This is a genomic window from Okeania sp. SIO2C9, assembly GCF_010672455.1.
GTDB lineage: Bacteria > Cyanobacteriota > Cyanobacteriia > Cyanobacteriales > Microcoleaceae > Okeania.
In genome coordinates, this window is the sequence record NZ_JAAHGO010000024.1 from 71753 (window position 1) to 83889 (window position 12137).

General features: G+C 37.8%; 10 protein-coding genes. 2 read left to right on the forward strand and 8 right to left on the reverse strand.

What is annotated here, in order from left to right:
* Positions 1 to 6: 6 nt before the first annotated feature.
* Positions 7 to 825 carry an alpha/beta fold hydrolase gene (locus F6K23_RS19690; protein WP_293158944.1) on the reverse strand — a complete coding sequence of 273 codons (819 nt, stop codon included), beginning with the start codon at positions 823 to 825 and terminating at the stop codon, positions 7 to 9.
* An 18-nt stretch (positions 826 to 843) separates the two neighbouring features.
* Here F6K23_RS19690 and F6K23_RS19695 point away from each other — a divergent pair, with 18 nt between their 5' ends.
* Positions 844 to 978, forward strand: coding sequence for a hypothetical protein (locus F6K23_RS19695; RefSeq protein ID WP_293158946.1), 135 nt, complete (start codon positions 844 to 846; stop codon positions 976 to 978).
* Between the two features lie 208 nt (positions 979 to 1186).
* Here the strand turns inward: F6K23_RS19695 and F6K23_RS19700 are convergent, their stop codons facing one another.
* From F6K23_RS19700 to F6K23_RS19710, 3 genes are read right to left on the reverse strand one after another with little or no spacing between them, the layout of a single operon-like run.
* On the reverse strand, positions 1187 to 1390 hold the full coding sequence (locus F6K23_RS19700) for a hypothetical protein (RefSeq protein ID WP_293158948.1): 204 nt from the start codon (positions 1388 to 1390) through the stop codon (positions 1187 to 1189).
* A gap of 45 nt (positions 1391 to 1435) precedes the next feature.
* On the reverse strand, positions 1436 to 3163 hold the full coding sequence (locus tag F6K23_RS19705) for an ABC transporter ATP-binding protein/permease (RefSeq protein WP_293158950.1): 1728 nt from the start codon (positions 3161 to 3163) through the stop codon (positions 1436 to 1438).
* 9 nt (positions 3164 to 3172) lie between these two features.
* Complete coding sequence (locus tag F6K23_RS19710) at positions 3173 to 4879, reverse strand: hypothetical protein (RefSeq protein ID WP_293158952.1); 1707 nt, start codon at positions 4877 to 4879, stop codon at positions 3173 to 3175.
* A 1954-nt stretch (positions 4880 to 6833) separates the two neighbouring features.
* On the opposite strand from F6K23_RS19710, the gene F6K23_RS19715 reads away from it, so the two are divergent.
* On the forward strand, positions 6834 to 8582 hold the full coding sequence (locus F6K23_RS19715; protein WP_293158954.1) for a hypothetical protein: 1749 nt from the start codon (positions 6834 to 6836) through the stop codon (positions 8580 to 8582).
* A gap of 742 nt (positions 8583 to 9324) precedes the next feature.
* On the opposite strand, the gene F6K23_RS19720 is transcribed toward F6K23_RS19715, so the two are convergent.
* The 4 genes from F6K23_RS19720 to F6K23_RS19735 all read right to left on the reverse strand — a co-directional run bounded on the left by F6K23_RS19720 (position 9325) and on the right by F6K23_RS19735 (position 11836).
* Positions 9325 to 10509: an NAD(P)H-quinone oxidoreductase subunit H gene (locus F6K23_RS19720; protein ID WP_293158955.1), complete on the reverse strand. Its 1185-nt coding sequence runs from the start codon at positions 10507 to 10509 to the stop codon at positions 9325 to 9327.
* Positions 10510 to 10734: 225 nt separating this feature from the next.
* Positions 10735 to 10896 (reverse strand): hypothetical protein, encoded by a 162-nt coding sequence (locus F6K23_RS19725; RefSeq protein WP_293158957.1) that lies wholly within the window; start codon positions 10894 to 10896, stop codon positions 10735 to 10737.
* Between the two features lie 410 nt (positions 10897 to 11306).
* The gene (locus F6K23_RS19730; RefSeq protein WP_293159017.1) at positions 11307 to 11432 is read right to left on the reverse strand and encodes a hypothetical protein; all 126 of its coding nucleotides are present in this window, start codon (positions 11430 to 11432) and stop codon (positions 11307 to 11309) included.
* Entirely contained in the window at positions 11429 to 11836 is a 408-nt protein-coding gene (locus F6K23_RS19735; RefSeq protein ID WP_293158959.1) for a helix-turn-helix domain-containing protein, read from the reverse strand. The genes F6K23_RS19730 and F6K23_RS19735 overlap by 4 nt, the downstream gene beginning before the upstream one ends.
* Between the last annotated feature and the right edge of the window lie 301 nt (positions 11837 to 12137).

Here is a 12137-nt window from a genome sequence, read left to right on the forward strand (position 1 = left end):
TTATCCTCATCTATTTTTATCTAAAAAATCAACAACAACTGTAGATATTTCTTCAGCCATTTGATTAATCATACAGATAGTTCCCCCCTGAATTTTTACAGCTTGACTATGGGGCATTGCTTCTGATAACCAACCTTGATTTTCTGCTTTTGCTAAACCATATTTTTCTAAAGGTTCTAATGCTTTAGTTCCTGTACAAACTAAGGTCGGACATTGAATAAGTTTAAACCTTTTTTGAGCATAAACACAATATTTACTAACTGCTAAACCAGTATAAATAGGTCTACCAAAAGTTTTTAAATCATCAATAAGACAACGGTGATTTAATTCCGCTTCCAGATAATTACTCCGTGTTAACCATCTTTCCATGAGGTGAGAACCATCTTCTTTTATGGTAAATCCTTGCCTATATCTTTCGCCAATTTTTTCAGCTTCTTCTGCATCAAAACCATGAGTATTACAAAGGATTAATTTATTCAGGCGATCGCTATAAGATACGGCTACTTCTCCAGCAATATAACCCCCCGTTAAACTGCCCAAAATACTGCATTTTTGAATTTCTAATTCATCTAACAATAAAATGACAGTTTTAGCATAGTCTGCAATAGAATATTCTCTAGGAGGTTTATCTGAATTTCCTAACCCCATTAAGTCCATGGCAATAACACGATATTTAGGAGCTAAAATTGCCATTAACTCTTTAAATTCATCGCTACTTCGAGGAGTCATGTGCAGTAAAACTAGAGGTTCTCCTTCTCCCCCTATGCGGTAAAAAATTTGTCCGTCTTCTGTGTCTAAAAAAGCTTTTTTAATTGTTTTTTTCATTTTCCTTGAGTTATGTATATGAAATCAATTTCTGTATTTTATATTAGACTACCTGTAGCATTATTGTTCATATTTTTCGGTATAGCAGAAGGAAGAAGGAAGAAGGAAGAAGGAAGAAGGAAGAAGGAAAATCTTACATTGTCTGAACTTTAAGTTTTTGATCTATCCTGACCTTTCCTTCGACTACTATAAATATTAATAGACATCTCCAAAAATCCAAAATAAAATCAATTATTATCAATCAATTATCAATTATATCATGTCCGGTAGCATCATTTGTGTATAAAATTAAGGTGACACTCTTGAGAAAACCTTCTGCCTCCTGCCTCCTGCCTTCTGCCTTCCTTCCACCAAAGTCTAATTATTCAACCGGACATGACATTATATCAAATCTGCTCGGGTTCAGTATAAAAAAATGTCCCAACCGATGCGCCATTGCCAAATCTTTCTCGGTCTCCCCACATTCCCCTCCACCGGAGGGGTTAGGGGTGGGTTCCCACACTCCCCATCTCCCCATCTCCCCATCTCCCCATCCCCCCATCTCCCCATCTCCCCATCCCCCCATCTCCCCATTTCCCCATCCCCCCATCACCCCATCTCCTAGATAAATCTAATGAATTGACATAAACTTATAATCTTGTGCAGAAGTCACTCGCCAAGTTTCATCACCCATAACTTCCAAAACTTGGTGGTGATATTGTAACAAAGTTGGTCGGTGTCCTACACTAATATAAGTGGTCGATAAACTTTGCAAATGTTGGTAAAGACTTTGTTCGTTTTGCACATCCAGAGCGCTCGTTGCTTCGTCTAAAATTGCATAACGAGGTTGAGTCAGCAACAAACGAGCAAAAGCTACCCGCTGTTGCTCTCCCATTGACAACACACGGTCCCAATCTTCAACGGTATCTAAACCACCGAATATTTCTGCTAATTTTGGCAAATTAACTTGGTTAAGCACTCGATAAATTATTTCATCAGAGATATTTAAGTCAGTGCGTGGATATAGCAGTTGATCTCGTAGAGAACCTAAAATCATATAAGGATGTTGTGGCAAGAACAGAATCTCTTCTGGTTTCGGTCGGTAAATTGTCCCAGTTCCAGAATTCCACAAACCAGCGATCGCTCGCAAAATAGAACTCTTGCCGCTACCACTAACCCCCACAATTAACAGTCCTTCTCCCGGTTGTAATTCTATAGATACATTTTTAACTAAAGTTCTTTGATAGTTAGGAGTTTGCAAAGTAAGATGCTGTAAGCTTAAACGTGAGTCTTCAACAGTATCAATTGTTTGACCACCCTCCACTGGTGATGCATTTGGTTCTTCTAGAACTTTAACAAAACTCTCTAAACGTTCAATACCTGCGATAAAACTGGTGAGAAATTCAAACATCCTAACTATGATATTCAAGGACTTAAAGACCCTTCCAAAAGCTCCAGAAGCTTGTTGTATTGCTCCCACTTCCAACCCTGGTTCCCCTGCCAAAATTCTCGGACCAATAACTAAAGCAGGTAACATCCAGGTAATGTAATTATATATGTTTTGAAAAATATCTAAGTTTCTCTCCCAAGTAATCACCTTGTTATAAATACTTAAAACAGGAGCAAATACCTGCTTAATGTAACTAAATTCTCTATTACCTCCATTATAAAAAGCAATTGATTCAGCATTCTCTCGAATTCTCACTAAACCAAATCGAAAATTTGCCTCTCGTTTCAGTTGTTCTTTTTTAATTGGAATCAAAATTTTACCAAAACCAATAGTGGTTATTAGCATACCTCCTACAGAATATATGACTAAAATCAGAACCAATAATGTTGATTTTTCCCAAAGTAGAATTCCAAACGCAAACAAGTTAAAAATTGCTAAAGTAAACTGCCGAAATAGAGTTACAGAACGATGACAAAATGATGCAATATCTTCTGCAATTCGCTGATCGGGGTTATCAATTTCTGGATAGAGGGTATTGATTTTATAGAAACAATCATTTTGGAAATACTTATCTAAATAAAATTTAGTTAACCACCCTCGGGAATACAGACGAATTTTATCTTCCACATACTGCCAAGTAGCAACATTAACAGCTAACACAATAGAAGCACCAATATAGAAAAATGCAGATTTCCAGAATCTCTCAGAGTCCGTATCAACTAAAGCAGAAATTAATTCTCCTTGTTGTTTGAGTTGATTAACTCCTATAGTTGAATCTAAACTGAGAAGACAAAGCAGCAATGTAAATAAACCAATTGCTCGCCATTTCTCTGGAGATTCCCACCAATATAGTTTACCAATTGCCCAAAACCTCTGGAAAATGCTGAAATTAAGTTTTATATTTTTCATTCTGTGTATTTAATATGATTCATCTGTGTTAGCTGTACAGTCTTTGACTGTGGTTAACGGAACGCCTTTACGAGTGATAAAATAAACAAGATCGCAATTTGGAAAATGTTCTTGATACTTGAAACGAGAAAAAAATAAATAATAATCTGGTTGTTCTAATGTGATTTTTTCTAACTGACTTCGATCAACGATGGTAAAATCAGGTTCAGCAAATGGTTTTGCTGAGTATAAATTCCAGGCTGCTGGAACAACTAGAATCGCTCCCTTTTTACCATTCTGATTAATCCATTCCATACCCTTTCTCATGCTTAATGCCCAATAATCAGTTTCATATTGCTGGTAGGCAGCTTTTAAACCTCCAAAAACTCGATTAAAATAAATATATTCATAAGGGTGTAATGTTACCATATCGAAAAGAATAATCAGAACTCCTAGTAAAGTGACCCCCACTAACCAAAGCTTAAACCTGGGTTGAGAAATCTGTTGGTAGCTCCAAATGAAGCCAATCGTTGTGACGATCGCCATTCCCGGAATTACAAACAAAAAGTGTCTTAACCCATCATAAATATTAGAACTTTTGATAATGGCAATCATCGGCAACAGGAAAATTTGCAAAATCACCAGAAGAATATAGGCTTTTTGGCGATCACTAAATTGATGATAGTTTCGGGTTAGACCGATTAAACCTAACAAAAAGTAAAATAGAAACAGTGAAGGAGTCGTAATCAAAAACCAGGTAGGAAGATAATCCCAGGGTAGTTCCGAGCCTTTAATCCATTCTCCTTTAAATAAAACTGATCCAGGCCATTCATGTTGGGAAAGATAGTTGATGGTATCCCAAAACCAACGAAACGGGTTTGACCAAGAAGAGGGGATAACGCAGAAAAGAGCGATCGCCCAACTGACCGTCATTAAAGTATAATTGAATAGGGAAAATTTGAGAAATCTTCCTATATTGTTTCGGGGGATTAATATGAGAGATACCAACCCTACAAATCCCAACATCAGAAACCCGCCAATCCGAATACCACTAAGCAACCCTACTAAAATACCATAGCCAATCGCTCTAATGGTTGTGCGCCTAATTCCTAAAAAAAACGGTGAACTTGAGTTTTGTTTTATTTCTTCAACAATATATGCTCCTAGATAAACACAAAGGCTAAATAAAGCAGCAAAAGGAATATCTTTGGGATTAAAAAAACTATGCCCCCAAAATCGCGGAAAAAGAGCGAGCATTAGAGGAGCTAACCAAGCCCATTTTTTTCCATAAAGGAGTGTAATGCCACCAGCGACAGATAGGTAGGTAATTAGAGAAACGCAAAATGTAAAAACGTGCTTAGTTAAAAAGCGATCGAGAACCAGAATTTCTGAATCAAGTGCTGATAGGTACGGTTCCAAGGGAGGACGAGAAAATAAGTTAGTTTCAATCCAATGCTTAACTTGAAAAACGATTTCAGCAACTCCGTCAAAAACAACTCCATAAAACCCGAGATCTTTCGGCACGGGTTTTCCTTCCTGAATGAATTCCCAATTCCATTTCAGGATTAAAAGATGGATATCCTCGTCAACCGATATTCCATGATGATTGACAGTCGAAAGACCAATCAGAGTAATCAGGGCTAATACCGCCCCTAGTTTGATATAACTTTTGTTAAATAGTTTACCTAATTGCTCAAAAACTTTGGGAAGCATGGAAAAAAGTTTTATATTTTTCATTCTGTCTATTTACAAGGTAAGACATTTAACTTCCCTGGCGGGAAGTCCCGCGCTCTCCCGAAGGGGAGCGTCGTATGGTCAAGCCTGGGCCAATAGTCGGATACCTCCACAAATAAAACCTTCCTATACCCTTGACAAGCTAGGAGGTATGCATGTTATCATCAAGGTCAATACAGGGGGAGGACATCACCTCACACGAAACAGCGGTCATTTTTTTCATGGCTGAAGAATCCCGCGTTGTCGCGCTATGCGCAACGTCGGGAGTATGTCAATAAGTTTAAACCTTTCTTGAGCAGAAATACAATATTTATATCATGTCCGGTTGAATAGTTATAAATAACTTTGGAGGAAGACCGAGTCAGGAGGACTGAGTCATATCAAATCCGGTAGCATCGGTGTAATTAGATGGTGAGATGGTGAGATGGGGAGATGGGGAGATGGGGAGATGGGGAGATGGGGAGATGGGGAGATGGGGAGTTATATCATGTCCGGTAGCATCGGTCTTGTATAGTCAATAGGCAACAGCTCATCTGCTCCGGAAGGCAACAGGCAAGAAAAAAACTTAAATTTCCTGCAAATATCCACGCCAACTTTTACACAAACGATTGCCTTCGGACATGATATTAGAGAAATATTTGGTAATGGTTGAAGATGGAAGATTTTTTTATACCGAATTAAATGGATTTGATATCAGGAGGAAAGAAGAAGGGAGAAGAGAAGAAAGTTTTTGATCGCGTTTGCGTAGCATTGCGTAGAAAAGAGGAACAGAGTTTGAACGCGCTATTAAGCGGACATGAGGCGTTGCTCAATGGTAATGATTTTTAAATTAAGTATCAACGCAAAACATAAGTTTTTCAATTTTACCTTCAGCTACTTACTATTACATTTCAGCAACGCCCAACAAAGGGAAATCTTTTAACATTCCGCATTTTCTCTCCCTTCTTCTTGTTCTAATAAACTCATTTGACTTAGCAATTGAGATTGCTACAGCTAATTATAAATTGCCAGAAAACCAAAGATTCAACTTATTTGCTGGCGATACTCTTTCATAATTGCGATACTTTCAACAAACGTCAGCAAGCAATTCAAGTACCAGAATTATTAGACATCTCCAGAAAAGAGGCAACAGCTCATCTGCTCCGGAAGGCAACAGGGAACCCACCCCGAACCCCTCCTGGGAGGGGAATAATTGATTATTTATGGATAAGAATTGATTTTATTTTTGATTTTTACCAGATGTCTATTAGAAGATGATGCGATTTGGGCAGATACTTGGTTGCGACAACAAAAACTAAGATAACACAGAATACATTCTATCAGGACTTAGGCAAATTGACCTTTAAAGCACCATCTGTAGGGGCGAATGGCATTTGCGTTCCGCAAAGCTCCGAATGGCGCCCTAGCTATATGTAGAGTCCCTGCGTAAGTCCTGTCTATAATTAAACTATTGTTATTGTCTATAAACACCCTGATGACTAATATCATGTCCTGTTGAACAGTTATAAATAAACGATGAATGAGTCAGGTAGGGTAGGTGTCGGATTGGCGAAGTACAGGAGTCAGCAGGGAAAAAAGAAGAAGAAAGAGGACGAGAAAGAGAAAGTTTTTTTATAACTAATTATCCGGACATGATATAATAGAAGATCTAAAATCATTATATGATATGGCGATAATTAAAATTTTCACATTCAAAAAGTTACAGCAGATTCCAAGTATATGGCGTTGGTAAATCAAGAGATGAAACTTTCAGACTAATCCCCTTCTGAGTCACTCTAAATTTTTAACCAGAGTAAGTAATGCGTATCACCCCTGCTAGAAAATCATCTTACTAATTACCAACGCCTAATGTTCCCAGTGCGGGCATTTTGCCCGCTATAGCATCTTGCCCGCTATGGGTGTACCTCACGCCTGGTAGAATCTTCTGTATCAAATAGATTAAGAGGTCACTACTAAATTGGCAATCGTAATTAACACCAGAAAAAGTCTAAAAACAAATAACTTCAACTATTTCCTACTAAGCATCTCAATTTTAATAGGTACTATTCTCCGCTACAATTTTTCGGCAGACAAACCCGCTGACTCCATAGAAATATCCACTTTAGGTTACAGTCTCGGTCATAACTTTCTTGACATTCCCCTAGATCAAGTCATCACTTGGCAACAACTCCTGTCACCCCTGCGCTTAGACCCAACAACTCCCTACAGCGACGTCATTCACAACCTAATGACCGAAAGCACTCATCCCCCTCTATATTTTCTGCTGACTCATTTTTGGCTAAAAATATTTACCCCAGACGGAGAAATAGTATCATTAGCAGTAGGGCGATCGCTCAGTGCTTTGTTTGGTGTATTAGCTATTCCGGCAATATTTGCCCTTGGTTGCTTTGCCTTTCGCTCTCAGATAGTGGGGCAAATAGCTGCTGCACTGATGGCGGTGTCTCCTTTCAGCATTTATATTGCCCAAGAAGCTCGTCATTATACCCTAACTATCCTCTGGATAATCATTTCTCTAGCTTGTCTCATCGAAGCAATACGCTGTATTCAGCAGCAAAAAATATTACCTTTATGGTTAGGATGTTTGTGGGTAATAATTAATAGTTTAGGCATCGCCACCCACTACTTTTTTGCATTAACCCTAGCTGCGGAAGGCTTAGTTATGGGTGGGTTTTTGCTCAGGGATATCAAACAATTTTCTCAACGTTATTGGTGGCGCATATATGCGGTTGGGTTGGGAAGTTTGCTCGGTTGTTTAGTTTGGTTGCCAGCAGTGACAGGTATTTCGGGCAATGACTTGACGAGTTGGATCGATACCAGTTATGACCTAGATGAAATCTGGCAACCTATCCTGCGTTTATTTGTATGGGGAATAACAATGATATTTATGTTGCCAGTGGAGGGAACAAATACTTTTATTAGCATTGTTTCTGGCGTGACAATGTTGTTAGTATTAGTCTGGGTTTTTCCTAGTTTATGGCAAGGGTGGAAAGTAGCGATTGCCTCTCCATTAGCAGGTCTTTCTCTTCAGATATTAGGATGGTTTTTAGGCTTTGCCATCTTCCTATTTTTATTTGTAATTTATGGTTTAGGAAAAGACATATCTTTGGTCGCTCGTTATAGCTTTGTTTATTTTCCTGTAGTTTTATTGTTGTTGGGGTCAATTCTGGCGAGTTGTTGGCAAAATAATATTGGGGAGAAAAAACAAAGAAGCAAACTGTTTAAAATTATCCCCACTTTTTTCAGAGCAACAGGAAAAAAAGTAGTTGTCATAATATTAATAATGGGATTATGTGGAGCATTAAGCGTAGTTACAAATTATGCCTATCAAAAATCACGACGAGCCGATTTATTAGCCAAAGTCATTCAAACAAAATCTCAAGCCCCAATATTGATTGCCATGAGTTATAAAACTCACTCAGAAATTCGTGCTTTAATGGCTATTGGTTTATATTTTCAACATCTCGAAAAAAAGACTAATTTACCAACACCAACCTTAGAATTTATTCTGGCAAAAAAAACAGAAAAATCAGCATTATTACCAGATTCAACAATTGCTCAAATCTTGAAAGAAAAAACCATACCTCTAGATTTATGGGCAGTGAATTTAGAAGTAAATGAAAATGATTTAGAGAAATTCAACTGTTGGGAGAATCCCGATATTTTACCCAAAGTTAATTATAGTTATGAACTATATAATTGTCGGTAAAATTTAGTACGATCAAAATAAAATTATTTCTAACTTGACAAAAAAATATGTCTCATTCGACAACGTACTCTGACTATTCCCACCCTGTAAAGTCCGCATTAGGGATGATGCCGAAACCACGTCCCAACTTCAAAGAGCCACTAATAAGACTTACACAAAATAGAATCATAAAATAGCTTCAAATATATACAAGCAGAGAGTTTTACCTCAAAAAGGTATAATATCATGTCCGGATAATTAGTTATAAAAAAACTTTCTCCTTCAACTCCAGTTCTTCTTCTTTCTTCCCTCTTTCCTCCTGACTCCTGACTCCTGACTCCTGACTCCTCCGTAGTTATTTATTTATCACTGTTCAACCGGACATGATATAAATCCTTGGCGTTGCTGATTTGAGGTATGAAATTCAAATTTTTTGGGTAAATTTTCAGCAAAAAAAATAGTGCAAATTATACCTATTTCTTCCTATTTAATCACCGAAAAACTCCTTTCTAACTACTCTGCTAACTCCTGTACAGGCGTTAACAATAGTTGTGCGCCAGAAAACGGCCGTTATAGTAGAGTAAAACTCTGTTTTTAGTCAAATCGACATTTCTAAGTAAAGGCTTTTAAGCAGGGAAATTATTCGTAGCATTCTTTTTTATATTTAATATTTAATATAAGTACCACTAAAACCTATCACCTAAAACCTAAAAAAAAGGGAATAAAGAAAAAATTCCCTACTCCCTTATTTTAAATAAATTAACTATCGATCTACAGACCCCATAATAATGTCAATACTACCCAAAATAGCAACAATATCTGCCACTTTTGCACCTTGCAAAATATGAGGAAAAACCTGCAAATTCACAAAATCTGCAGCCCGAATTTTAAAACGCCAAGGGAAAGGACTATCATCACCAATAATGTAAATACCAATTTCTCCCTTACCACTTTCAATCCGAACATAATGTTCGCCTTTAGGAATCTTAAAAGTAGGAGGTATTTTCTTACCTAAAAATTGATAATCAAAACCATTCCACTCAGACTTCGGCCCTCCAGCCATCCGTTTTGCTTCCAGATTTTCGTAAGGTCCCCCAGGAAGTCCCTTGATTGCTTGACGAATAATCTTGACAGACTCTCGCATTTCCCGAATACGCACAAAATATCGGGCCAAGCAATCTCCATCTTTTTCCCAATGAACATCCCAGTCAAAATCGTCGTAACATTCATAGTGGTCAACCTTCCGTAAGTCCCATTTAACACCTGAAGCACGCAACATTGGACCAGAAAGCCCCCAATTAATCGCCTCTTCCCTACTAATTACACCTAATCCCGTAATGCGACGACGGAAAATCGGATTATTTGTAATTAAACGTTCATACTCATCAACCTTTGGCAAAAAATAATCGCAAAAGTCTTCGCACTTATCTACCCAACCGTAAGGTAAGTCGGCAGCAACCCCACCAATACGGAAGTAGTTATTATTCACCATCCGATAACCTGTAGCAGCTTCCCACAAGTCGTAAATCATTTCCCGTTCCCGGAAAATGTAGAAGAAAGGAGTTTGGGCACCGACATCAGCCAAGAATGGGCCAAGCCACAAAAGGTGATTAGCAATCCGGTTTAGTTCCAGCATAATTACCCGGATGTAGCTAGCCCGTTTCGGGACTTCAATATCGGCCAATTGTTCCGGAGCATTCACCGTTACGGCCTCGTTAAACATTCCCGCAGCATAATCCCAACGACTCACATAAGGGACAAACATTGTATTAGTGCGGTTTTCGGCAATCTTTTCCATGCCCCTGTGTAAATAGCCAATCACAGGTTCACAGTCAACTACATCTTCCCCATCTAAGGTGACAATCAACCGTAACACCCCGTGCATTGAGGGATGGTGGGGTCCCATGTTAATGACCATGGGTTCGGTTCTAGTTTCAATTTTGCTCATGTTGACTATTCTCCATAGTGACCTATTTTATTTCAGCCTAATTATATTGTTAGACCTTGACTACTCCCCGGACTCAAGTCACGGGGATTCTAAGCAGATACTACGCAACACTGATAAATCCATGTTGCTTCGTTTCTTCTTAGCTGACCAAAGATACACTCTCTGGGGGCAAGTCAAAGTGCCCCTACACAGTCGCCTTAAGTAGGGGCGAACGGCCGTTCGCCCCTACTGCTTTCTGCTTACTTTTGTGATTATATTTGCAGCCCCATTACAGTCTACATTCACACACCAATTATTACCTGTTCTATACAAACCACGCTTTGTTCTTTTTCCTGATGGTTTCCAATCATTGGGTTTTTCACCATAAATTAGGTAGATAGTCACCATCTAAAAATGTAGGGGCGAATGGCCATTCGCCCCTACAAGTATAACTTTCTTCGGTTTCTATAAATATTATTCCATATTCAGAGCATAACTTAGCTATTCTCTGTTTGAGTCTAGCTGTCGGAATTGGTACAAATTATGAATTACTTTTCTTTCCTAATTCTATTTGATTTTTCTGACCTTTATTCGAACCAAAAACTATTGTACCAATAGAATTTTTTAAGCAATGGTTAATGACTATTCTGGCTGCTTTATTAATACCCAAATCGAATTTGGCGGTTACGCTTTTCTGTAATTGCAGCTAGCCTATTTGACCAAAATCCTTGAGATTTATTTTCTTTAATAGTTAATATCTGTTTGTTGTACCAACGATAAGCTTTTTATTTAACGGTATGCCCTACCGCTGTCAATCCTCACCCACCCCTCTTGCTCCCCTCCCGGGAGGGGATGGGGGTGGGTGCAGCAGCTACATCGCGATTTTCTTGATAATTACAATGCCTGCAATTATGCTTTCTATCAGAAAGTTTTTTCTTCTCTATCTGACCACATTTAGGGCATTCTTGAGAAGTATAATTTTTGTCAACTTCTTAAATCTAGGGAAGCCTTTACCAAGAGACTTCATCTCATAAAATGCTCGTTCTAAAGTCTTTAAAGTTTGTTGCAAAACTTGAGCATTAACTGACCTTAATCTAGGATTAGTTTTCTTGGCCATTGTTAAATTTTTTGCTTGATAATTGTAATTAGGATAAGGAGTATCGGCAGGGATAATATATTCAGTTAGGATTGAGCAACTATTAATTTGTGATTTTCTAGAACTTAACCAATCTTTACGCTCTCTTAAAGCATAATTATACACACTTTTACAAACATCAAGAATCTGGTTTATTTCGGTTTCTTGTTGTTTGTTTAGCTTAAGTTTGTATTGGTAAGTTAAAGTAATCATTAAGGTAATCAAAGATGAAAAATCAAAAGTTAATAACTATCTATATGATAATTCAATACGGTTTCCTAGGTCATGCTGCGCAAACAGATAATACCAAAACTTATAAGGCATGAAACCATTAGATAAGCTTTTGAAATTACAAAAATGCAAAAAAAAATATTTAACTAAACTGTATTGTATTATAACTAATGCTATATTGATTCGCTACCGCTCAATTAATTAGCTGGTTGAAATTCATCTCACCGCTAAATTAAAATTATAGTGGCTCGAACTCTTTCAACATTCTCTGATAGGGATAGTC

Coding starts and splice junctions, on each gene's coding strand:
- F6K23_RS19690 (WP_293158944.1), bottom strand. CDS start 825: ATGAAAAAAACAATTAAAAAAGCTTTTTTAGACACAGAAGACGGACAA.
- F6K23_RS19695 (WP_293158946.1), top strand. CDS start 844: ATGAAATCAATTTCTGTATTTTATATTAGACTACCTGTAGCATTATTG.
- F6K23_RS19700 (WP_293158948.1), bottom strand. CDS start 1,390: ATGGGGGGATGGGGAGATGGGGAGATGGGGGGATGGGGAGATGGGGAG.
- F6K23_RS19705 (WP_293158950.1), bottom strand. CDS start 3,163: ATGAAAAATATAAAACTTAATTTCAGCATTTTCCAGAGGTTTTGGGCA.
- F6K23_RS19710 (WP_293158952.1), bottom strand. CDS start 4,879: ATGAAAAATATAAAACTTTTTTCCATGCTTCCCAAAGTTTTTGAGCAA.
- F6K23_RS19720 (WP_293158955.1), bottom strand. CDS start 10,509: ATGAGCAAAATTGAAACTAGAACCGAACCCATGGTCATTAACATGGGA.
- F6K23_RS19725 (WP_293158957.1), bottom strand. CDS start 10,896: ATGGTGACTATCTACCTAATTTATGGTGAAAAACCCAATGATTGGAAA.
- F6K23_RS19735 (WP_293158959.1), bottom strand. CDS start 11,836: ATGATTACTTTAACTTACCAATACAAACTTAAGCTAAACAAACAACAA.